This window comes from Kitasatospora purpeofusca (assembly GCF_000718025.1).
GTDB classification, from domain to species: Bacteria; Actinomycetota; Actinomycetes; order Streptomycetales; family Streptomycetaceae; genus Kitasatospora; species Kitasatospora purpeofusca.
In genome coordinates, this window is sequence record NZ_JODS01000031.1 from 1 (window position 1) to 23,524 (window position 23,524).

A 23,524-nucleotide genomic window follows, 5' to 3' on the forward strand; every position below is an offset into this window, starting at 1 on the left:
GCTCGCCTTGTGGGCGGGGCGGTTGTCGGTGGCGGCGGTGAACGGTCCGTCGTCGACGGTGGTGTCGGGCGACGCGGACGCGGTCACGGCACTCGTGGACGCCCTGGTCGGCGAGGGTGTGCGGGCGCGGCTGATCGAGGTGGACTACGCCTCGCACTCCGCGCACGTGGAGGAGATCCGCGAGCGCCTGCTGTCCGACCTGGAGGGAATCGCTCCGGTCTCGGGTTCGGTGCCGTTCTTCTCGACGGTGACGGGCGACTGGTTGGACACGAGGGTGTTGGACGCCGGGTACTGGTACCGGAACCTGCGGGAGACGGTGGAGTTCGGGCGGGCCACGGAGTCGTTGTTGGGGGAGGGTTTTCGGTTCTTCGTGGAGCCGAGTCCGCATGCGGTGCTGGGCGTGGCGGTGGGGGAGTCGGTGGATGCCGCGGGCGTGGATGCGGCGGTGCTGGGGACCTTGCGGCGTGGGGAGGGCGGCCCGGAGCAGGTGCTGCGTGCGGTGGGCCGTGCGTGGGAGCGGGGGTTGGGGGTGGACTGGTCGGGTGCGTTCCCGGGGGCGCGGCGGGTGGACCTGCCGACGTACGCCTTCCAACGCACCCGCTACTGGCCCGAGCCGGCGCCCACCGCGGCGGCCGATGTGGGATCGGCCGGGCTCGACCCGACCGACCACCCCGTCCTCGGAGCGGCCGTCGAGCTGGCCGACACGGGTGAACTGCTGCTCAGCGGAAGGCTGTCGCTGCGTACCCACCCCTGGCTCGCCGACCACGCCGTGGCCGGTACGGTCCTGCTGCCCGGCGCGGCCTTCGCGGAGCTCGCGGTACGCGCCGCGGACGAGGCCGGATGCCGCACGGTGGAGGAACTGACGCTCCAGTCACCGCTGTTGATACCCGTCGACACCGCCGTCCGCCTGCAGGTGCGGGTCGGCGCGGCGGACGCGCACGGCAGCCGCTCCCTGGACGTGTTCTCCTGCCGCGAGGACGCGGCGACCCCGACCTGGACCGCGCACGCGACCGGCGCACTCACCACCGACGCCACGACCCGCGAGCCGTCGCCCGCACCCGGACCGGACGACGCCGGCTCCTGGCCCCCGCCCGGCGCCGTCCCGATCCCCGTCGACGACCTGTACGAGCGGTTCCACACCGCCGGCTACGGCTACGGCCCCGCCTTCCGCGGGCTCACCACCGCCTGGCGCCGGGGCGAGGAGATCTTCACCGAGGTACGCCTGCCCGAGGACCAGCACCGGTCCGCCTCCGCCTTCGGTGTGCACCCCGCCCTCCTGGACGCCGCCCTCCAGGGGCTGTTCCTGCGCGCCCGGCCGGAGACCGGACCGGACCCGGACCCGGACTCGGACCGACCGTCCGCCGGGCTGCCGTTCTCCTGGGGCGGGGTCAGGCTGCACGCCTCCGGAGCCACCGCGCTCAGGGTGCGGCTCGGCTTCGGGCCGGACGGATCGACGTCGATCCACGCGACCGACCCGAACGGCCTCCCGGTCGCGTCGGTCGAGGCGCTCGCCGTCCGCCCGATCGACCTCGATGCCCTCCGCCCGGGCGGCGGCCCGGAATCCCTCTACCGGGTGCGGTGGTCGGCGGCGCCCACCACCGCACCTGCCGAGCCCCTCGGGCACGTCGCTGTGCTCGGGGGCGGGGAGCTCTTCCCGGACAGCCGTCCGGACCTGGCCGCGCTCGGTGCCGCGCTGGAGGCGGGGGCGCCGCCGCCCGCCGCGGTGCTGGCCTGGTGCGGCCGCACCCCGGACCTCCCGTCCCCGCCCGACGCCGCATCCGTGCACACCGCACTGGACGACGCCCTGCGGCTCGTCCAGGACTGGCTGGCCGACCCGCGGTGGGACGACGGCACCCGGCTCGTCCTCGTCACCCGGGGCGCGGTCTCCACGGCAGCCGGTGAGGAGGTCACCGACCTCGTCGGCGCCGCGGTCCGCGGCCTCGTCCGCTCCGCCCAGTCCGAGCACCCGGACCGCTTCCTGCTGATCGACACCGACGACCCGGCCGCCGTGACCGGCCTGCTGCCCCGGGCACTGGCCGGAACGGAACCCCAACTGGCGATACGCGCCGGACGACTTCTCGCCGCCCGCCTCACCAGGGCCACCGTCGCCACGGACCCGACCCCGACCCCGACCCCGGGCACGGACACGCTCGCGGGCCAGGCCCCGGCCGCCGCACCGTCCGGCATCGCCGCGGCCGGGGGGACCGTCCTGGTCACCGGCGCCGGCGGCGCGCTCGGCGGCCTGGTCGCACAGCACCTCGTGACCGCGCACGGCGTACGGAACCTGCTGCTCGTCGGCCGGCGCGGCGCGGACGCCCCGGGCCTGGCCGACCTCGCCGCCGAACTGCGCGGACTCGGCGCCCGGGTGGACGTGGAGGCCTGTGACGTCGCCGAGCGGGACGCGCTCGCCGCCCTGCTCGCCGGCATCCCCGCCGACCGTCCGCTGAGCGCGGTCGTCCACGCGGCCGGCGTCCTGGACGACGGGACGGTCGAGTCGCTGACCCCCGCGCGGATGCGGCACGTACTGCGGCCCAAGGTCGACGCGGCCCTCAACCTGCACGCCCTCACCCGCGACCTGCCGCTGTCGGCCTTCGTCCTGTTCTCCTCCGCGTCCGCCACGGTCGGCAACGCCGGGCAGGGCAACTACGCGGCCGCCAACGCCTTCCTCGACGCGCTCGCCCAGCACCGCCGGGCCCTGGAACTGCCCGCCCAGTCGCTCGCCTGGGGCCTGTGGGCACGCCGCAGCACCATGACCGGCACGCTCACCGCCGCCGACCTGCGGCGCATGTCCCGGGGAGGCACCGCGGCCATCGGCAGCGAAGAGGGCCTGGCCCTGTTCGACGCGGCGCTCACCCTGGACGAACCGCTGCTCGTCCCGGTCAGGATCGATCTCGGCCGACTCCGGGCGGCGGCCCGGACCGCACCCGTCCCGGCCCTGCTCTCCGCCCTGGTCCCCGGCACCGCACGCCGCCCCGCCTCCGGGGCGGACGCCGCCGAAGCGGACTCGCTGCGCCGCCGGCTGACCGGCCTCACCCCGGAGGAACGCGTCGCCACCCTGCTGGACCTGGTCCGGAGCCGGAGCGCCGACGTCCTCGGCCACGGCGGGGCCGGGGCCGTCGACCCGGACCAGGCGTTCAAGGACCTCGGCTTCGACTCGCTCACCTCCGTCGAACTCCGCAACCGGCTCAGCGCCGCCACCGGCCGCCGGCTGCCCGCGACCCTGGTCTTCGACCACCCCACCCCGGCCGCCGTCGCCGCCCACCTCACCAGGCTCCTGGTGCCCGACGGGCCGGGCGGCCCCGCCGCCACCGGGAAGGCCGCCGGGACGCCGGGCCGGACGGACCGGGAGGACCACGAGATCAGCTCCCTGCTCGCCGCGATCCCGCCCGCCGCACTGCGCCGGGCCGGTCTCCTCGACGCGCTCCTGGACCTCGCCGACCGGCCTGGGACACCGGCTCCCGCCGCCGACATCCATGACATGGCGGTCGACGAACTCGTCCGGATGGCCCTGGGCGGCGAACGTGACTGACCGACAGCCGCAGAAGGAGAAGGCCAACCCCATGCCCACCGACACGGACCAGGTGGTCGCCGCCCTGCGTGCCTCGCTGCTGGACAACCAGCGCCTGCGGCAGGAGAACCGGCGGCTCCGCGACGACTCCGCCGAGCCCATCGCCATCGTGGGAATGAGCTGCCGCTACCCCGGCGGTGTGCGCACCCCGGAAGACCTGTGGGACCTGCTGGTCGAGGAACGCGACGCGGTCTCGCCGTTCCCCACCGACCGCGGCTGGGACGTCGAGGGCGGCTTCGACGCCGACCCCGACGCCCCAGGCACGTTCTACGTCCGTGAAGGCGGCTTCCTGCACGACGCGACGGGCTTCGACCCGGGCTTCTTCGGCATCTCCCCGCGCGAGGCCCTGGCCATGGACCCGCAGCAGCGGCTGTTGCTGGAGGCGTCCTGGGAAGCGGTGGAACGCGCGGGCATCGACCCGACGACCCTGCGCGGCAGCCGCACCGGCGTCTACACCGGAGTGATCTACAGCGAGTACGGGTCCCGGCTCGGCCGGGTTCCCGACGAGCTGGAGGGCTTCCTCGGCACCGGCACCATCCCCAGCGTCGCCTCGGGCCGGATCGCCTACACCCTCGGCCTGGAAGGCCCGGCGGTCACCCTGGACACCGCCTGTTCGTCCTCCCTGGTCGCCGTCCACCTCGCCTGCCAGGGGCTGCGCTCCGGGGACACCACCCTCGCCCTGGCCGGCGGGGTGACCGTGATGTCCACCCCCGGCCTGTACGTCGGGTTCAGCCGCCAGCGCGGCCTGGCACCCGACGGGCGCAGCAAGTCCTTCTCGTCCACCGCGGACGGTGCCGGGTTCGGGGAGGGTCTGGGCCTGCTCCTGCTGGAACGGCTCTCGGACGCCCGGCGCGCGGGGCATCCCGTCCTGGCCGTCGTCCGGGGTTCGGCCGTCAACCAGGACGGCGCCAGCAACGGGCTGACCGCCCCGAACGGGCCCGCGCAGCAGCGCGTCATCGGCGAGGCGCTCGCCCGTGCCGGACTCGCCCCGTCCGAGGTGGACATGGTGGAGGCGCACGGCACCGGCACCGTGCTCGGCGACCCGATCGAGGCCCAGGCGCTGCTGGCCACGTACGGTCAGGACCGGCCCGCCGGGCGTCCGTTGCGGCTGGGGTCGTTGAAGTCCAACCTGTCCCACACCCAGGCCGCCGCGGGCGTCGGCGGGGTGATCAAGTCGGTGCTGGCGATGCGGCACGGCGTGATGCCGCGCACTCTGCACGTCGACCGCCCCTCGCCCCGTGTCGACTGGAGCGAGGGAGCTGTCTCCCTGCTCGCCGAGGCCGCCCCCTGGCCGGAGACGGGACGGCCGCGCCGGGTCGGGGTGTCCTCCTTCGGTGCCAGCGGGACCAATGCCCACGTGATCCTCGAACAGGCCGTCGCCGGGCCGGTCGACGCGACCGCGCCGACCTTGACTGCGCCGACCGACGCGACGGCCGCCACCGACAAGCCGGTCGACCGGCCCGCCACGTCGGAACCTGCGCTCGCCACCGTCCCCTGGATCCTGTCGGCGCGCACGCCGGACGCGCTGCGCGCCCAGGCGGCGGCGCTGCACGAGCGAGTGGTGGCGGAACCGGGCCTGAGCGTGCTGGACGTCGGTCATTCGCTGGCGGTCGGACGTTCGCGGTTCGCGGAGCGTGCGGTGGTGGTGGGGGCGGACCGGGACGAACTGCTGGCCGGTGTCGCCGCCCTGTCGCGGGGCGTGGGCTCGAAGAGCGTGGCCGTCGGCAGTGGGCTGCTCCCGGGCCGTTCGGTGCTGGTGTTCCCGGGTCAGGGTTCGCAGTGGGTGGGGATGGCCCTGGGGCTGCTGTCCGGGTCGGAGGTTTTTGCGGAGCGGATGGCGGAGTGCGAACGGGCTCTGGCGCCTTACGTCGACTGGTCGTTGGCGGAGGCGCTGGGTTCGGAGGCGCTGTTGGCGCGGGTCGACGTGGTGCAGCCGGTGCTCTGGGCGGTGATGGTGTCGCTGGCGGAGGTGTGGCGTTCCTTCGGCGTCGTCCCGGACGCCGTGGTCGGCCATTCCCAGGGCGAGATCGCTGCCGCCTGCGTGGCCGGCGGCCTGAGTCTCGACGACGGGGCCCGGGTGGCCGCGCTCCGGTCCCGTGCGGTGGGGGTGCTGGCGGGCCGTGGCGGTATGGCTTCGGTGCCGCTGCCGGTGGACGCCGCGCGGGAGCGGATCGCCCCGTGGGGGGAGCGGCTGTCGGTCGCGGCGGTCAACGGTCCGTCGTCGACCGTGGTGTCGGGCGACGCGGACGCCGTCACGGCGCTGGTGGAGTTACTCCTGGAGGAAGGAGTGTGGGCGAGTCGCATCGAAGTCGACTTCGCGTCGCACTCCTCGCAGGTGGAGGAGATCCGCGAGCGGTTGCTCTCGGATCTGGACGGCATCATCCCCCGCTCGGGTTCGGTGCCCTACTACTCCGGCGTGACCGGCGACCTGCTGGACACGAAGGCCCTGGACGCCGAGTACTGGTACCGCAACATCCGGCAGGGCGTCGAGTTCGAGCGGGCGACCCGCTCGCTCCTCGCGGCCGGGCACCGCGTGTTCATCGAGGCCGGTCCCCAGCCCGCCCTGATGTACGCGATCGAGGACACGGCCGCCGACGCGGGCGCCCCGGAGACGCTGGTGCTCGACACCCTGCGGCGCGGGGCCGGAGGGCTCCGCCGGCTACAGCTCGCCCTCGCCGAGGCACACGTCCGGGGCCTGCGCGTCGACTGGGAGCGGCTGTTCGCGGGAACCGGCGCCCGGCGCGTGGACCTGCCCACGTACGCCTTCCAGCGACGCCGCTACTGGCTCGACGCCCTGCCGGCGGACCACGATCAGGCGTCTGTCGGCCAGTCCGCCGTGGACCACCCGCTGCTCGGCGCCGCGGTCGAACTGCCCGACGACGCGGGCACCCTGTTCACCGGCCGGCTCTCCCTGACTACTCACCCCTGGCTCGTCGACCACGCCGTGGCCGGAGCCGTGATCCTGCCCGGCGCGGCCCTCGTGGAGTTGGCCGCGCACGTGGGCCGCCGCCTCGGCTGCGCTCTCGTGGAGGAACTGACCCTCGCCGCCCCGCTGCTGCTGCCCGGCGACGCCGCCGACGACCACGCCGTACAACTGCGGGTACGGGTGGGTGCCGAGGACGGCACGGGGCGGCGTCCGGTGGAGTTCCACTCCCGGCCCGAGGCCACCCCCGGTGCCGCGGACCGGCCCTGGACCCGGCACGCGACCGGCACGGTCGGCCCGCTGGACCCCTCGGCCGACCGGGACGACACGGCCGACCGGAATGCCACGGCCGACCGGAACGCCACGGACGACACAGCCGATCCGGCCGAGACGGCCGGTACGTGGCCCCCGTCCGACGCCGTCCCCCTGGACGTGGAGGAACTGTACGGGCTGCTCGAAGCCCGCGGCGTCGCCTACGGCCCGGCGTTCCGGGGCCTGCGCGCCGCGTGGCGCACCCCGGACGCGATCCACGCCGAAGTGGCCCGGCCCGACGGCCTCCCCGGCACCGGAGCGGACGGCTTCGGAGTGCACCCGGCCCTCCTGGACGCCGCCCTCCAGACGACCGGTCTGCGCGAAGGCGCCGCGACCGCGGAGTCCGCCGACGGCGTCCCCCTGCCGTTCTCCTGGCAGCGCGTCGCGATCGGGGCCTCCGACGCGCCGGTTCTGCGCGTCCGGCTGCGCCCCGACGGTCCCGATGCCGTCACGGCGCGGATCACCGATCCCTCGGGGCGCACCGTGGCGACGGTCGGCTCGCTCACCCTGCGCACGGCGTCCACCGCCGCACTGCGGGCGTCCGCCGGCTCCGTCTTCCACGTCGGCTGGACGCCGGTCACCGCCGGGCCCGGCCCGCGCCCGGTCACCCGCTGGGGCCTGCTCGGCCCGCGGGACGAGCGGCTGCTGCCGGCCGGCTTCCCCGCCGATCCGCTGTCCGCGACCCCCGACGCGCTGCTGATGACCTGCCCCCCGTCCACCGGCACCGTGACCGGGGACGCGGACCCCGCAGTGGTGCACGCGGTCGCGGCCGAGGTCCTGGACCGTCTCCAGGCCCACCTGGCCGACGACAGCACCGCCCGTACGCCCCTGGTGGTGCTCACCCGGGGGGCGACCGGCCCGCTCGGTGCGCAGCCGCAGCCGGCCGACCTCGGCGGTGCGGCCGTCTGGGGCCTGCTGAGGGCCGCTCAGCTGGAACACCCCGACCGGTTCGTGCTGCTGGACACCGAAGGGCCGGGCCCGGACGGTCTCGGCGACGCGCTCACCGACCTCCTCGCCACGGGCGAGCCGCAGGCGACCCTGCGCGGCGGCGTCCTGTACGCGCCCCGACTGGTACGGCCGCCGGCCACCACTGCTGCGACCGTCGCACCCCCTTCCACGACCCGGCCGGCCGGCCCGTTCGGGCCCGCCGAGGGGACGGTACTGGTGAGCGGCGGCGGCTCCCTCGCGGCCGTCCTGGCGCGCCACCTGGTCGCCGCGCACGGGGTACGCCACCTCCTCGTGCTGAGCCGCCGCGGCGCCGAGGCCCCCGGCATACCGGAGCTGACGGCGGAGCTGGCCGAGGCCGGTGCCGAACTGACGTCCTTCAGCTGCGATGTGTCCGACCGTCAGGCCCTGGCCGCCGCCCTGGCGGCCGTCCCCGAAAGCCGTCCCCTGTGTGCTGTGGTCCACACCGCCGGAGTACTCGACGACGGTCTGCTGGACGGGCTGACGGGGGAGCGGATGGCCGCCGTCCTGCAGCCCAAGTTCGACGCCGCCCGCCACCTCGACGAGCTGACGCGCGGAGCGGACCTCTCCGCGTTCGTCGTGTTCTCCTCCGCCGCGGGCGTGCTGGGCAGCCCCGGCCAGGCGGCCTACTCGGCCGCCAACGCCGCGCTCGACGCCCTGGTCGCGGAACGCCGACGGCTCGGACTCCCCGGCCTGTCCCTGGCCTGGGGCCCCTGGGAGCGGGTGAGCGGGATGACGGCGGAGCTCGACGGCCCCGACCGGCGGCGCATCGACCGGCGCGGCGCCCGCGGCCTCTCCGACGAGGAGGCCATGGCCCTGCTGGACGCCGTGTGCGCCGCGGACGCCGCCCCGCCGGGGGACGGGAGCCCCGTGGTGCTGGCCCACCTCGACCTCACCGCGCGCGGCGACGACCCGGTGCACCCGATGCTGCGCTCCCTGGTCCGGCGCAGCCCGGTCGCGACGACCGGAGCGCAGAGCACGCCGACCGCCGCCGCAGCGCTGCGGCGCCGGCTGGCTGCCGCCGCCGACGACCAGGAACGCGAACTCGTCCTGCGCGAACTCGTCCTCGCCCAGGCCGCCGAGGTCCTCGGCCACACCGACTCCGGGGCGCTGTCCGCGACGGTGCCCTTCCTCTCCGTCGGGTTCGACTCGTTGACCGCGGTCGAGCTCCGCAACCGGCTGGCCGCCGCCACCGGACTGCGGTTGCGGCCCTCCGCCGTCTTCGACAGCGGCACCCCCGCCGCGCTCGCGACGCGCCTCGCCACCGAGGCCCGGACGGAGGACACCCCCCGGCCCGGAACGGCACCCGCACCCGGAGCCGACGCACCCGCAGCCGCCGTCCCCGGCAGCGACGCCGACACCGCCGACACCGACCCGGTGAGCGTGCTGTTCCGCCGGGCCTGCGTGCTCGGGCGGATCGACGAGGGCATCGCCCTGCTCAAGAACGCCTCCGCCCTGCGCCCGGCCTTCCACAGCGGCGGCGACCTCGCGGCTGCCGGCACCGGCCCGCGGCTGCTGCGCCTCAACGAGCGCGCCGACGCCCCCGTGCTCGTCTGCTTCGGCTCCATCGTGGCTCTCGGCGGCGCCCACCAGTACGCCCGCTTCGCCTCCCGCTTCCGGGACCGTTACGCGGTCGCTGCCCTGGACGCCCCCGGATTCACCCCCGAGGAGGAACTGCCCGCCGACATGGCGGCCCTGCTGGACTTCCAGGCGACGACACTGCTCCGGGAACTGCCCGGACGGACGCTCGTCCTGGCCGGCTCCTCCTCCGGCGGCACGCTCGCCCACGGGGTGGCCGCCGAGCTGGAGCGGCGCGGCGAGGGCCCGGCGGCCGTGGTGCTGCTGGACACCTACCTCTCCGACAACCGGGGCATCACCCAGTTCAACGACGTCCTGCTGGGCGGCATGTTCGCCCGCGAGGACCGGGCGGCCCCGATGGACGGCGCCCGGCTGACCGCGATGGGCGGCTACTTCCGTCTGCTCGACGACTGGAAACCCCCGGCGGTCGCTGCCCCGCTGCTGCTGGTCCGCGCCTCCACCCCGCTCGGCCGCCCGTCCGCCGAGGCCGGTGACTGGCGCTCGACCTGGGACGGCGCCGACACCGTCGTCGACGTTCCCGGCGACCACTTCTCGATCATGGAAGAGCATGTCGCGACCACCGGCGACGCCGTCGCCGACTGGCTCGGCAGCACCCTCCGCACCGCCCTCCGCACCACCCTCCGTACCCCCGACGACCTGTGAAGACGAAGGAGAACCCGTTGACCGCGGCCCCGTACGACGATCCCCCCGCACGACCCGCCCTCACCGTGCTGGGAGCCGGGGTGATGGGCGTCGGAATCACCGTCCTCGCCCTCGGACACGGCCTGCCGGTCCACCTGGTCGACATCGACCGGGAACGGCTCGACCGGGCCTCGGGCCTGATCGACGGCGAACTCCGGCTGGCCGAGCTGATGGGCGCCCTGCCCGCCGGGACGGCCCTCGGCACCCTGGCCACCGGCACCTCGCTCAAGGCCGCCGCCGGAGCCACCGCCGTGGTGGAGGCGGTCACCGAGAACGCCGCGATCAAGGCCGCGGTGCTGTCCGAGGTCTCCGGACTGGTCCGGCCCGGAACCCTGCTGATCACCAACACCTCCTCCATCCCCGTCGACGAACTGGCCGGGGCCCTGGAGCGGCCGGAGGAACTGGTCGGCACCCACTTCATGAACCCGCCCTACCTGATCGGCACCGCCGAAGTGGTTCGCGGCGCCCGGACCGGGGACGCCGCGATGGCCGCCGTGGCGGCCCTGCTGACGACCCTGCGGCGGCGCGCGGTGGTCGTCCGGGACGCACCCGGCTTCGTGACCAGCCGCATCCTGCACCCGATGATCAACGACGCGGCCCGGGTCGTGGAGGAGGGCACGGCGACCGCCGAGGACGTCGACGCCCTGATGCAGGGCTGCCTGGGACACCCCACCGGCCCGCTGCGCACCGCGGACCTGATCGGCATCGACAACCTTGTCGACTCCCTCACCGTCCTCCACGAACGCACCGGCGACGACGGCTGCCGCCCCGCCGAACTGCTGCTCCGGCTGGTCAGCGAGGGGCGGCTGGGCCGCAAGTCCGGGCGCGGCTTCTACGACTACGGCTGAGCACCGTGCCCGAGCCGAGCACCGCACCCGATCACCCCGACGAGGAGAAGGCCATGACCACAGCGAACACGCCCAACACCCACGACCTGGAGAAGGAGCTGCTGGGCTTCCTGGAGGCGCGCACCGGAACCGCCTGGGACGCCGACACCGACCTGTTCGACGCCGGCGGCCTGTCGTCCCTGTTCGCCATGCAGGTGGTGGTGCACCTGGAGCAGACCTACGCCATCGCCGTCCGCGGCGCGGACCTGCGGCTGGACAACTTCCGCACCGTCCGGCGGATGGCGGAGCTGGTGGACCGGCTCCGGGTGCCCGCCGCCGGGGGCCTGAATGGGTGAGGACCTGCGCGGTGCCATGACCTCCGTCACCCTGCGGGCCGGCGACCTGGCGGGGGAGTGGGACCGGAGCGGCCTGATCCCGCGGGCCCTGCTCCGCGAACTCGGCGCCGAGGGCCGGTTGTGCGCCGAAGTCCCGGAGCAGTACGGCGGCTGGGGGCTCAGCAGCACGGACAGCGGCGCGTACACCGCCCATGTGGGCGGGCTGTGCAGCTCGCTGCGCAGCGTGATGACCTCCCAGGGCATGGCGGCCTGGACCATCCAGCGCCTGGGCACCGCCGAGCAGGCGGCCGCCCACCTTCCCCGGCTGACCGGCGGCGCACTGGCGGCGGTCGGCTTCAGCGAGCCCGGTGCCGGCAGCGACCTCTCGGCGATGACGACGACCGTCCGCCGGGACGGCGACGCGGTCGTCGTCGACGGGCACAAGAAGTGGGTGACCGCCGCCCACTACGCCGACCTGCTGGTCGTCGTCGGCCGCTACGAGGACGGCGCGGTGGCCGTCGTGGTGCCCGCCGACACGCCCGGCGTCCGGATCGAGCGGATCGCCGACCCGCTCGGCTGCCGCGCGGCCGGGCACGCCGACGTCCACCTCGACGGGGTGCGGCTGCCGGCCGACAGCGTCCTGGGCGGTCACGGGCTGCCGCCCGCCCTGCTGGTGACGACCGCGCTGGCCTACGGGCGGATGTCCGTCGCCTGGGGGTGCGTGGGCATCCTGCGGGCCTGTCTGGCGGCGGCCACCGCACACGCCGCCGGACGGGAGCAGTTCGGCCGGCCGCTCGCGGAGCACCAGCTCGTCGCCGGACACCTCGCCGACCTCTACACGGCGGAGCAGGTGGCCACGCGGGCCTGCGAGCACGCCAGCCGCTGCTGGGACGAGGGGTCGCCGGACCAGGTGGTGGCGACCGTACTGGCCAAGCACGTGGGTGCGACCCAGGCCGCGCGGGGCGCGGCGACGGCCGTCCAGGTACTGGCCTCGGCCGGCTCCCGGGACGGGCACACGGTGGCCCGGGCGTACCGGGACGCCAAGCTGATGGAGATCATCGAGGGCAGCAACGAGCTGTGCCGGCTGATGCTGGCGCAGCACGCCCTCGCCAGCGCGGGGGCACCGTGAGCGGGCCCGCGGCCGAGAGGACGAGGAAGGACGACATGGCCGACACCGTCAAGTGCCTGGTCTGGGACCTGGACGACACCCTCTGGCAGGGCACGCTGCTGGAGGACGGCGAGGTGCACCTGCCGGACGAGGTGCGCAAGGTGGTGATGGAGCTCGACTCCCGGGGCATCCTGCAGTCCGTCGCCAGCCGCAACGACCACGAGCACGCCTGGGCCCGGCTGGAGGCGTTCGGCCTGGCCGAGTACTTCGTGCTGCCGGAGATCGGGTGGGGCGCCAAGTCCGAGTCGGTGCGCCGGATCGCCGACCGGCTGAACTTCGCGCTCACGACCGTCGCCTTCGTCGACGACCGGCCCGCCGAGCGCGCCGAGGTAACCTTCCACCTGCCCGACGTCCGGTGCTACCCGGCCGAGGAGGTCCTCGCCCTCCCCGGACTCGCCGAGTTCACCCCCGCGACGAGCACCGTCGACTCCCGGCGGCGCCGCGAGATGTACCAGGCGGGCTTCCTCCGTGACGCCGAGCGGGCGGCCGCCCCCGGCCCCGACGAGGAGTTCCTGCGCTCCTTGGACCTGCGGATGCGCATCGGCCGGGCCACCGGCGAGGAGCTGTCCCGGGTCGAGGAACTCACCCTGCGCACCAGCCAGATGAACGCGACCGGGGTCCACTACCCGGACGCGGTGCTGCGCGGCCTGATCACCGACCCCCGGCACGAGGTCCTGGTGGTCACCCTCACCGACCGGTTCGGCCCGCACGGTGCGGTCGGCGTCCTGCTGCTGGAGCGGCACCCGGGTCTGTGGCACCTCAAGCTGCTCGCCACCTCCTGCCGGGTCGTCGCCTACGGCGCCGGCGCGACCCTGCTGAACTGGCTGGCCGACTCCGCCGCCCGGTCCGGAGTCCACCTGGTCGCCGACTTCCGGGAGACCGAACGCAACCGGATGATGGAGATCGCCTATCGGTTCGCGGGCTTCGAGGGCCTGGACGAAGCCCCGTGCCCGTGTGCCGCCGTCCTCGCACCGGCTCCGGAGGACTCCGGGCTCCAGCGTCTGCACCTGGTCCCCGGCCCGCGTGTGGTGTCCACCGTCGTCACCGTGGACGCGGTCGACCTGGGCGTGCCGGACCTGGGCGTGCCGGACCTGGATGTGCCGGACCCGGGCGTGCCGGGGAGCTGAACGTGCCGGAAAGGAGCCCGGGAACGTCGTTGACCGCCGCGGCGGTCCGGCGCTCCCGGGCTCCGGCCAGCCGCCCTCAGCGCTTGCGGACGAGTGTGATCCCGTCGGCCATCACCAGCAGCGACAGCTCCACCCGGGGGTCCTGGTGCAGCAGTCGGTTCAGGGCCCGGACCCCGGCGGTGTCCGGGTCCGTCGCGGCCGGATCGGCGACCCGGCCGAAGAAGAGGGTGTTGTCGACGACGATCAGGCCGCCGGAGCGCAGCAGTGCCAGCGAACTCTCGTAGTAGGAGACGTAGTTGGTCTTGTCCGCGTCGACGAACACCAGGTCGAAGCTCGCCGGCCCGCGTTCGGCCAGCAGCGCGTCCAGGGTGGCGGAGGCGTCGCCGATCCGCAGGTCGATCCGGGAGTCGACCCCGTCGCGCTTCCAGAAGTCGGCGCCGATGGCCGGCCACCGGTCCTCGATGTCGCAGGACACCAGCACTCCGTCGGCGGGGAGCGCGCGGGCCATGCACAGGGTGCTGTAGCCGGTGAAGGTGCCGATCTCCAGCACCGCCCGTGCCCCCGTCAACCCGACCAGCAGGGCCAGCAGTTGGCCCTCCTCCGCCATCACCTGCATGGCGGTCCCGCCGGGCAGGTCCGCGGTGGTCTCCCGCAGCTCCCTCAGCAGGTCGTCGTCACGGAGGGAGACTTCCCGGACGTAGGCGAGCAGGTCGTCGGTGGCTGTTGTCTGGTCGGCCATGGCGAGGGGGTCCTCTCGAAGGGGATCGGAGCGAAGCGGATCGGGGCGGAAAGAATCGGCGTGAAAGTGGTCAGCGGGAGAGTGCCCGGGCGATGGGGGCCGGGCCCCGGGCGCCCGTCGCCGGGCCGCCGGCGCGGTCACCCGGCGCGCCTGTACGGGTGGTCGTGCCGGCCCACGGCGGCCGCCTGCGCCTGCTCGAGGGCGTACGCCTGCAGCAGCGCGTCCAGCCGGTAGCGCCCCTCCGCCGGCGCACCCAGCAGGTTCGCCTCGACCAGGGCGTCCAGGGCCTCCTCGGCCTGCGCCTCGGGACAGCCGAGCATCACCGCGACCCGGCTGCTGGAGACCGAACGCGCTCCGGCGGCCCCCAGCGCGGTGAACACCTCGGCCGGGTCGACCGCCGCCGGGCCGGCCTCGGCCGGAGCCGTCCGCCGGAGCCCGCCATGGTCGGCGTCGAGGGAGGGCCGGACACCGAGGTCGCCCGCGAACAGTTCGTCCAGCAGCCGCGGGGCCTCCGTGAGCCGGCGGGCGAAGTGCCCGATGCTCCAGTGCGGGCGCTCCAGCAGCCGGGTCCCGGCGATCCGGATCGCCAGCGGCAGGCCCGCGCAGACCGTCAGCACCGAACGGGCCGCCCGCGGTTCGGCGCCGATCCTGGCCGGGCCGACGATGTTGCCCAGCAGTTCCAGCGACCCGGCGTCGTCCAGCGGGTCGAGCAGAAGGGTGCGCGCCCCCTCCAGATCGGCCAGCCGCCGTCGGCTGGTCACCAGCAGCCTGCTGCCCCCGCTGCCGGGTATCAGCGGCCGCACCTGCGCGGTGCTGGAGGCGTTGTCGAGGACCACCAGCAGCCGGCGGCCCGCGGTGAGCGAGCGGTAGAGGCTCGCCCGTTCCGACTCCTCCTCGGGTATCTCGTCCCGGGGCACACCGAGGTCCGCCAGGAACCGCGGCAGCACCGCCCGGGCGGTCAGCGGCCGCGCGGCTCCGCCGAGGTCCGCGTAGAGCTGGCCGTGCACCGAGGAGCCGCGCACGGCGTGCGCCGCGTGCAGGGCCAGCGCGCTCTTGCCGACACCGCCCCGGCCGGTCACCACAGCCGTCGCCACCATGCCCGCCGGCATCGTGCCGGCCGTGAGGAAGTGCTGCAGCCGCGCCAGCGCACCGGAACGGGCCGCCAGCGGCAGCGGGACCGAGGGGAGCTGCGCCGGACTCGGCCAGCAGGACCTTTCCCAGGCGGTGGGCGGCACCGTCGCGACGGCCGCCTCCGGGGCCGTCGCGGGCTGCGTCAGCGGGTCGGGCGTACGGGGCCGGTCGTGGGCCGCGAGGATGCTCCGGTGGACCGCCCGCAGTTCGGCGCCCGGCTCGGCGCCGAGCTGCTCGACGAGCAGCACCCGGGTGCGCCGGTAGAGGTCCAGGGCCTCCGACTGCCGTCCCGAGCGGAACAGCGCCAGCATCAGTTTGCCCACCAGGGCTTCCCGCAGGGGGTGCTTGCGCACCAGCCGCGTCAGCTCCGGCACGACCTCGGCGTGCCGCAGCAGCGACAGCTCCGCGTCGAACCGCAGCTCCGTGGTCTGCAGGCGGAGCTCCTGGAGGTAGCGGCCCTCCACATCGCGCAGCGTCCGCGACGGGATGTCGACCAGCGGCTCCTCGCGCCACAGGGCGAGCGCCTCGGCCAGCTCGGCGGAGGAGCCCTCCAGGTCTCCGCGCTCGGCCAGCTCCGCGGCGCGCCGGCGGTGGGCCGTGAACTGTCCGAGATCGCTCTCGTGCTCGCCGAGTTCGAGGAGGTAACCGGGCGCCCGGGTGAGGATCCGGGCGGAGGCGTGCTCGCCCAGGGACTGCCGCAGGCGCATCACATAGGTGCGGACGGTCGCGGCGGCACTCGGCGGCGGGGCGTCGTCCCAGACGTACTCGGCGATCCGGTCCACCGAGATCACCCGGTTGGCGTTGAGCAGGAGCGCCGCCATGACCACGCGCTGCCTCGGCGCCGACACGTGCACCTCACGTGCGTCCAACCGGACCGAAAGCGGGCCCAGCAACAGGAAGTTCAAGGGAGTCCTCTTCATCGCACGATCGGTGGGCAAGACTGCCACCAGCGTCTTGGGTGGCCTTGTGCGGGTCAACGCGGTCCTGTCGTGTCTAGGTGTATTCCTAGAGCACAGGTCTTGCGCTCATGCCGGGTTTACGCTGCGCGGCACCGTCACGGCAGTCGGGACAGGCCGGCGCCCGGCGCCGCCGCTCTCCGGACGGGGAGCCCTGGCGCAGCACCTGATCGGGCTTGCTCCACTGTTCCACCGGGTACCCGTGCTCCGCACCACAACGTTCCCACCATTCGCTGGCGAAACAGCCGGAATCGAACCGGACATGAGCGGTCGGGTGCGGTCCGATGCGTACTTGCTGATATTCCGATGGACATGGCAGGCTGTCATATGCCGCGCTCGTGACTCGCCGAGCGCCGTCGATCGGAGATTCCCGTATCAGCAAGTACCAGTCGGCCACCGTTGCCGAGGGTGCCCCACGTGGTCACCACACCCCGCCCGCAGGCACCGCGCGGATTTCTCGAAAGGAATGAAAGGCCGACATGACCTCCCTCTCCTTGGGCAGCGACCTGTGGTGCCGCCGCTTCCATCCCTCGCCGACAGCCACGCGCCGACTGGTCTGCTTTCCGCACGCCGGCGGCTCGGCGAGTTTCTACTTCCCGGTGTCCGCCGCGTTGTGCGGCCCGGTCGACCTCCTGGCCGTGCAGTACCCCGGCAGGCAGGACCGCCGGGAGGAACCCGGGGTCCAGGACCTGCACCGCACGGCCGACGAAGTGGCCGAAGCGCTGCGCCGCTGGGACGACCTCCCCCTGACTCTCTTCGGGCACAGCATGGGTGCGCTGGTCGCCTTCGAGGTGGCGCGGCGGATCGAGCGCGCGGGCGGTCGGATCGACCACCTCTTCGTCTCCGGTCGGAAGGGGCCGTCCGCGGACGGGCCCGAGCTCGCCCACCCGCTCGACGACGAGGGCATCGTGGCCGAAGTCAGAGCGATGAGCGGCACCGACGCCCGGCTCCTGGAGGACGAGGAGTTGCTGGGGATGGTGCTGCCCGCGCTGCGCGGCGACTACCGGGCCCTGGGGGCCTACCGGGCCGACCGCGACGCCGCGGTCGACTGCCCGGTCACCGCCGTGGTCGGGGACCGGGACCGCTGGACCCCGGTCCCCGAGGCCGGGCGCTGGCGCGACCGCACGACGGCGGCCTTCGACCTCAAGGTCTTCCCCGGCGGGCACTTCTACCTCAGCGACCGGGCGGACGAGGTGACCAACATGCTCCGCGAGCACCTCGCCGGCACGCTTCGGGCCTGAGACCACGGACGACAGGAAAGGAAGACCGAGGAGTGACACCGGCAGCGACCTCCGAGGAGATCAAGCCCGCGCCGCGGCCGACGCGGTCCGAGCCCGCCGACGACGCCGGTCCGACGGGCGGGCACCTTGCCGGCGGTGCGGACGTCCGGCGGCTGACCGCCGTGGACGTCCGCATTCTGGAAGGCGTCGCGATCGGCACCTCGACCGCACGGCTGGCGGCATCGCTCTATCTGAGCCGGCAGGGCATCGAGTACCGCATCGGGCTGATGATGCGCCATTTCCAGGCCGCGAACCGGCCCGCCCTGGTCTCCCGGGCGCACTCCCTCGGTGTGCTGAGCGTCGGGGCATGGCCGCCCCGCGTTCTCCCGGAATTCCACGAGTCCGAGAAGAAGGTGGCGCGCACTGTTCCCTGAACTTCCCCGTGGGCCCCGCCCGGGCGGACAGGCCGAAATCAAATCATTTCCGAGGGCGGACAATGCATGCCGATGGTGTGCTATCGGCCATTTTTTCAGACCCGGATAGCGTATCGATATCGCGTCACGAGACAGGTTCCCGAACCTCCGGTCGAACGCCGTATTCTGCGTACTGTCCTGTCGTGCCCACTTCTGCCGCACCACGCACGGTCCGCACCACCAACCCCTCCTTCACACCGCGGCACAGGAGCTGTCAGGAGTTCGGGGTACCTGTTTCGGCGGCGGCGTCGGGGCCGAGCCGCACGGCCTGGAGCTGTACCGGACCTCCCGGTCCGTGCAGGGGTGGTTCGAACAAGTCTCCGTGCAAACCCGGTCCGGTGGTCAGTCGGAGATCCTGACCACCGCCTAGGGCCTCGGCATCGACCTCTCCGGCGCCCCGGCCCTGTTGTGACCGCCGCCACTGCGCCGACTCCGGCGATGACCGACGGCGTCACCCCGGCCCGGAAGAAGCCCCGATCCGTTCCCCGTCCTCTCGACTCCCTCGTGGAAAGGCTCACGCATGACCGCCCTCACCGGACAGCACGAGAACGGACAGCACGAGAACGGCCCGTCGGACCACGACTCGGACCCGCACGAGACCGGCCTGCGCCGGATCCGCGCCCTGATCCTGGCGGCGGACGGGCCCGAGGCGCAGCTTGCGGCGGTGATCAGGTCGGCGGGCGCCGAGCAGACGGCCGCCGACCTGGTGGACGAACTGGCCGACCGGGCCGACCTGAGCGAGCAACTCGCGGCCGCAGCCGCGGTGGTGGAGTTCGCGCTCGCCTTCGACGGCCAGGTGCTCCGGCACCACCTGCTGACCGGCCCCAAGGCCGAGCACCGCACCGGGCCGGCCGACGAGCCCAGCGCCACCGTCGAGCTGGACCTGCTCGACCTGGCCCGCGCCGTCTTCGGCGCCCGGCACACCGCAGGCAACCGCACGCCCAGGATCACCTGGCACGGCATCGAGGACCCGGCTCGGCTGATGCACGTACTGCCGGCCTTCCCGGTCGTCCAGCAACTGCTCCGCGGCCTGGTGGAACAGCCGCTCGACCTGGCCGAGTTGTCGCTGCGCCACGGGTCGGACAAGTGGGGGCTGCACTACTACACCGAGCACTACGCCCGGCACTTCGCCCCGCTGCGGGACCGGCCGCTCACCGTCCTGGAGCTGGGGATCGGCGGTTACGCCGATCCGGCGGCGGGCGGTGGCTCGCTGCGGATGTGGAAGCGGTTCTTCCGGCGGGGTCTCGTCTACGGGGTCGACGTCTACGACAAGACGGCGCTGCGCGAGCAGCGGATCCACACCGTCCAGGGCGACCAGGCGGACCCGGCCTTCCTCACCGCGCTGGCCGAGCGGATCGGACCGATCGACATCGTCATCGACGACGGCAGCCACTACTGCCCGGACGTCATCGCCGCCTTCGGCGCGCTCTTCCCACACGTGGTTCCGGGCGGGCTCTATGTGATCGAGGACCTGCAGACCTCGTACTGGCCGGGCTACGGCGGCAGTTCGGAGCGGCTCGGCGACCCGACCACCAGCATGGGATTCCTCAAGCAACTGCTCGACGGCCTCAACCACGAGGAGCACGAGCCGCCGACCGCGTACCGCCCGAGCGGGACCGACCGGACGCTGGCCGGCGCGCACTTCTACCACAACCTGGCGATCCTCGACAAAGGCCGCAACGAGGAGGGCACCGTTCCCGCCTGGATCCCGCGACGGCAGCTGAGCGCCGAGGAGATCGCGGGCGCCCAGTGGGTCGCCGAGCAGCAGTCCGCGCAGCAGTCCGAGGCCGGCCCGGGCCAGGACCCCAGTTGAGCCGCGCGGCCTGCCGCGCCCCTTCCCCCTTCCCGCATCGCGCTTGCCTCTTCCTTCTTCCCTCCTCCCGACACCGACGGAGTAGCAGTGAGCCACATCCTGATGGTCAACATCCCGGCCCACGGCCATGTCTTCCCCACTCTGGCGGTCGTCGGTGAACTGGTACGCCGCGGGCACCGGGTCACCTACGTGGCCGTCGACGAGTTCGCCGAGGCACTGGCCGAGGTCGGCGCCGAACACCTGCGCTACGACTCCACCCAGCCGCTGGACAGCGTGGGCGGTCCCGAGAACGGGCGCACCCCGCTGATCTTCCTGGACGAGAACATCGCCATCCTGCGCGCGGTCCAGGAACGGTTCGGCGACGCCAGGCCCGACGCGGTGGTCTACGACGCCGTGGCCTTCCAGTCCGGCCGGGTGCTGGCCCACACCTGGGGGATCCCGGCCGTCCAGTCGACGCCGTTCTTCGCCTCCAACGACACCTACTCCTTCGTGCAGCAGATGATGGAGGCGGACGGCGCAGTCCCGCTCACCGAGGAGGTGATGGTCGAATTCGGCGTCCGGATGGCCGAGTTGCTGGCCTCGTACGGCGTCGACGAGCCGGTGCACGAGTTCATGATGCGCACCGAGAGCCTCAACCTCGTCCACGTGCCGCGGTTCTTCCAGCCGTACGGCGAGAGCTTCGACGAGCGCTTCGCCTTCGTCGGGCCGTGCCTCACGGAGCGCGCCTTCCTGGGGGAGTGGCAGCCCCCGGCGAGCGGCCTGCCGGTGGCGCTGGTCTCGATGGGGACCGTGCACAACAAGCATCCGGAGTTCTTCCGGCTGTGCGTGGACGCCTTCGCCGAGTTGCCCTGGCACGCCGTCGTCTCGGTGGGCAGGGGGATGGACCCGGCCGACCTCGGTCCGCTGCCGGACAACGTCGAGGTCCACCGTTGGGTCTCGCACCTGGAAGTGCTCCGGCACGCCCGGCTGGTGATCACCCACGGCGGCATGGGCGGCGTGCTGGAGTCCCTGGACGCCGGCTGCCCGATACTCGGAGTGCCGTCCTGGCCGGACGTCGCGGCCAACACCGCGCGGGTGGCCGAACTGGGCCTCGGCCGGGTACTGCTGCCGGCGGAGGTCGACGTGAGCCTGCTGCGGGCCGCGATCACCGAGGTGGCCGCCGACGCGGCCGTGCGGGAGCGGGGAACCGAGGCGCAGCGGCTCATCCGGGAAGCGGGCGGTGCCACCCGCGCCGCCGACGAGATCGAGGGCTACCTGAAGCGCACGACCTGACCACACCGCAGGGCCTCCCCGACGAGAAGCGGAACGACCGACGGCCGCCCGGGGGACCCGGTGTGCGGTGCGCGCCGCCATGGCGGGCCGATGTCATCGATCAAGCAGTTCCAGGTCACCTTCGACTGTGCGGTACCCGAGCGCCTCGCCCGTTTCCGGTGCGAGGCGCTCGGGTACGTCGTGCCGCCGCCACCGGAGGGGTTCGCCACGTGGGAGGATCCGCCCGCCAGGAGTCCAAGCTCGCCGGGCCGCTCTCCCACCGTAGGCTGCGCCCTGTGCGCACACAGGTGATCGTCCTCAACGGGGGCTCCAGCTCCGGCAAGACCACCCTCGCCCGGACCCTCCAGAACCTCCTGCCCGGCCCATGGCTCGCCTTCAGCGTCGACACCCTCGTCGACGCCCTGCCGGCCAGGCTGCGCGACGGGGCCGAGGGCATCGCCGTCGACACCGAGGCCGTCACCGTCGGGGACACCTTCCGGCTGCTCGACACCGCCTGGGCCCACGGCATCGCCGCCATGGCCCGGGCCGGCGCCCGTGTCGTCGTCGACGACGTCTTCCTCGGCGGCCCGGCCTCCCAGCAGCGCTGGCGCGAGGCCCTCGACGGCCTGGAGGTGCTCTGGGTCGGTGTCCACTGCGCCCCGGAGACCGCCGCCGCCCGCGAAGCAGCCCGTGGCGACCGCGCGGCGGGCATGGCCGCCGCGCAGGCGGTCGCCGTCCACCGGGGTATCGGATACGACCTGACGGTCGACACCGGCACGCACCCGGCCGAGCGGTGCGCGGTACTCGTGGCGGCCCGGGTGGAGTGAGCGTCGGGGGCGGCCGTGGGCGGCCGGGGGGCTCCTCTAGAGTTGGGGGCCGGTCCGGTGAACGGGGGCCGGTGGGCAAAGTGAGGAGCAGGTCGTGAGCGACGTGGCGGCTGTGCAGCAGGAGATCGCGCGGGAACTCCAGGTGGGGTCGGAGTTCGACGCGGCGGTGGAGATCGAGCGGCGGGTGGCGTTCCTGGCGGAGCGGCTGACCTCGACCGGCCTGCGGTCGCTGGTGCTGGGGATCAGCGGCGGCGTGGACTCGACGACCGCCGGCCGGCTGTGCCAGCTGGCGGTGGAGCGGGTGCGGGCGGCCGGGCACGAGGCGACGTTCTACGCGATGCGCCTGCCGTACGGCACCCAGGCGGACGAGGCGGACGCCCAGCTCGCGCTGGAGTTCATCCGCGCGGACCGGGTGCTCACGGTCGACGTGAAGGCGGCGAGCGACGCGGCGCTGGCCGCGGTACGGGCCGGTGGGACGCAGTTCCGGGACGCGCACCACGAGGACTTCGTGCAGGGCAACATCAAAGCCCGGCAGCGGATGGTCGCGCAGTACGCGGTGGCCGGCGCGTACGACGGCCTGGTGGTGGGCACCGACCACGCGGCGGAGGCCGTGTCGGGCTTCTTCACCAAGTTCGGCGACGGCGCGGCCGACGTGGTGCCGCTGACCGGGCTGACCAAGCGCCGGGTGCGCGCCGTGTCGGAGGCGCTGGGCGCGCCGGCCGCGCTGGTCTGGAAGACGCCGACCGCCGACCTGGAGACGCTGAAGCCGGGCCTGCCGGACGAGGACGCGCTCGGTGTGACCTACGACGAGATCGACGACTTCCTGGAGGGCAAGCCGGTGTCGGAGGAGGCGTTCGCCGCGATCGTCCGCCGCTACCGGCTCACCGAGCACAAGCGGCAGCTGCCGATCGCGCCCTGACGGCTCGGCGGCCCGGCCCGCCCCTCCTCGGCGCGGGCCGGCCGGTCAGGGGGCGGTCAGGCCCCGCTGGATCGCCAGCACCGCCAGCCGTACCCGGTTCGGGCTGCCGGTCTTGGTCATCAGGTTGGACACATGGGTCTTCACCGTGGTGATCCCGATGTGCATCCGTTCGCCGATCTCGGTGTTGGAGAGTCCCTCCGCGACCAGTCGGAGGACCTCCTGCTCGCGGTCCGTGAAGTGCACCGCGTCGCGCCGCCGGTCGCCCTCGGTGTCCCAGGCCGAGGAGGCCCGGGACACCACCCTGCGCAGCACGCTCGGGCTGTACGGGCTCTCCCCCTGGGCCGCCCGGCGGATCGAGTCCAGCACCGACTCCGGGGACACGTCCTTCGCCAGGAAGCCGCAGGCGCCCGCGGCGAGCGCCGGGTAGAGCCGGTCGTCGTCGTCGAAGGTGGTCAGCACCACCACCCTGGTGGCGGGCCGGACCCGCAGGATCTGCCGGGTGGCCGTGATGCCGTCCGTCCCGGGCATGTGCAGGTCCATCAGGACCACGTCCGGGTCGAGCCGCTCGGCCAGCCGCAGTGCCTCGGCGCCGTTCACCGCCTCGCCGGCCACCGTGATGTCCGCCGTGGACTCGCAGAGCATCCGCACACCCGCCCGCACCAGCTGCTGGTCGTCGGCGATCAGCACGC

At 74.0% G+C, this 23,524-nt stretch carries 15 protein-coding genes and 1 pseudogene; 13 read left to right on the forward strand and 3 right to left on the reverse strand.

Annotation, left to right across the window (positions count from 1 at the left end; all coding sequences use genetic code 11):
• The 6 genes from IF01_RS0132355 to IF01_RS0132380 all read left to right on the forward strand — a co-directional run.
• A partial coding sequence (locus IF01_RS0132355; protein ID WP_037781999.1) for a type I polyketide synthase occupies positions 1 to 3,529 on the forward strand: 3,529 nt, incomplete at its 5' end.
• A 31-nt stretch (positions 3,530 to 3,560) separates the two neighbouring features.
• Entirely contained in the window at positions 3,561 to 10,010 is a 6,450-nt protein-coding gene (locus tag IF01_RS0132360; protein WP_030397159.1) for a type I polyketide synthase, read from the forward strand.
• A 17-nt stretch (positions 10,011 to 10,027) separates the two neighbouring features.
• The gene (locus tag IF01_RS0132365; RefSeq protein ID WP_030397160.1) at positions 10,028 to 10,897 is read left to right on the forward strand and encodes a 3-hydroxyacyl-CoA dehydrogenase family protein; all 870 of its coding nucleotides are present in this window, start codon (positions 10,028 to 10,030) and stop codon (positions 10,895 to 10,897) included.
• 53 nt (positions 10,898 to 10,950) lie between these two features.
• The gene (locus IF01_RS0132370; protein WP_030397161.1) at positions 10,951 to 11,232 is read left to right on the forward strand and encodes an acyl carrier protein; all 282 of its coding nucleotides are present in this window, start codon (positions 10,951 to 10,953) and stop codon (positions 11,230 to 11,232) included.
• On the forward strand, positions 11,225 to 12,340 hold the full coding sequence (locus IF01_RS0132375) for an acyl-CoA dehydrogenase family protein (protein ID WP_030397162.1): 1,116 nt from the start codon (positions 11,225 to 11,227) through the stop codon (positions 12,338 to 12,340). Before IF01_RS0132370 ends, IF01_RS0132375 begins: the two co-directional genes overlap by 8 nt.
• Before the next feature lie 35 nt (positions 12,341 to 12,375).
• Complete coding sequence (locus tag IF01_RS0132380; protein ID WP_051756633.1) at positions 12,376 to 13,506, forward strand: HAD-IIIC family phosphatase; 1,131 nt, start codon at positions 12,376 to 12,378, stop codon at positions 13,504 to 13,506.
• A gap of 76 nt (positions 13,507 to 13,582) precedes the next feature.
• On the opposite strand, the gene IF01_RS0132385 is transcribed toward IF01_RS0132380, so the two are convergent.
• Positions 13,583 to 14,245, reverse strand: coding sequence for a class I SAM-dependent methyltransferase (locus IF01_RS0132385; protein WP_030397164.1), 663 nt, complete (start codon positions 14,243 to 14,245; stop codon positions 13,583 to 13,585).
• 137 nt (positions 14,246 to 14,382) lie between these two features.
• Positions 14,383 to 16,296 carry an AfsR/SARP family transcriptional regulator gene (locus IF01_RS0132390; protein ID WP_279617282.1) on the reverse strand — a complete coding sequence of 638 codons (1,914 nt, stop codon included), beginning with the start codon at positions 16,294 to 16,296 and terminating at the stop codon, positions 14,383 to 14,385.
• 515 nt (positions 16,297 to 16,811) lie between these two features.
• Between IF01_RS0132390 and IF01_RS0132395 the strand changes: the two genes are divergently transcribed.
• From IF01_RS0132395 to nadE, 7 genes and pseudogenes are all read left to right on the forward strand, one after another.
• Positions 16,812 to 17,573, forward strand: a complete 762-nt coding sequence (locus IF01_RS0132395) for a thioesterase II family protein (RefSeq protein ID WP_030397166.1) — start codon at positions 16,812 to 16,814, stop codon at positions 17,571 to 17,573.
• Positions 17,574 to 17,605: 32 nt separating this feature from the next.
• Positions 17,606 to 17,986 (forward strand): helix-turn-helix transcriptional regulator, encoded by a 381-nt coding sequence (locus tag IF01_RS0132400; RefSeq protein ID WP_030397167.1) that lies wholly within the window; start codon positions 17,606 to 17,608, stop codon positions 17,984 to 17,986.
• A 559-nt stretch (positions 17,987 to 18,545) separates the two neighbouring features.
• Complete coding sequence (locus IF01_RS0132405; protein WP_051756635.1) at positions 18,546 to 19,838, forward strand: class I SAM-dependent methyltransferase; 1,293 nt, start codon at positions 18,546 to 18,548, stop codon at positions 19,836 to 19,838.
• Positions 19,839 to 19,925: 87 nt separating this feature from the next.
• Entirely contained in the window at positions 19,926 to 21,110 is a 1,185-nt protein-coding gene (locus IF01_RS0132410) for a macrolide family glycosyltransferase (RefSeq protein ID WP_030397169.1), read from the forward strand.
• Between the two features lie 90 nt (positions 21,111 to 21,200).
• A pseudogene (locus IF01_RS50400) lies at positions 21,201 to 21,329 on the forward strand (VOC family protein); the annotation flags it as partial.
• Between the two features lie 56 nt (positions 21,330 to 21,385).
• Positions 21,386 to 21,916 carry a chloramphenicol phosphotransferase CPT gene (cpt, locus tag IF01_RS0132415; RefSeq protein ID WP_030397170.1) on the forward strand — a complete coding sequence of 177 codons (531 nt, stop codon included), beginning with the start codon at positions 21,386 to 21,388 and terminating at the stop codon, positions 21,914 to 21,916.
• 94 nt (positions 21,917 to 22,010) lie between these two features.
• Positions 22,011 to 22,835 (forward strand): NAD(+) synthase, encoded by an 825-nt coding sequence (nadE, locus tag IF01_RS0132420; RefSeq protein WP_030397171.1) that lies wholly within the window; start codon positions 22,011 to 22,013, stop codon positions 22,833 to 22,835.
• Positions 22,836 to 22,880: 45 nt separating this feature from the next.
• Here nadE and IF01_RS0132425 read toward each other — a convergent pair whose 3' ends face one another.
• Complete coding sequence (locus tag IF01_RS0132425; protein ID WP_233290374.1) at positions 22,881 to 23,522, reverse strand: response regulator; 642 nt, start codon at positions 23,520 to 23,522, stop codon at positions 22,881 to 22,883.
• Positions 23,523 to 23,524: the final 2 nt, after the last annotated feature.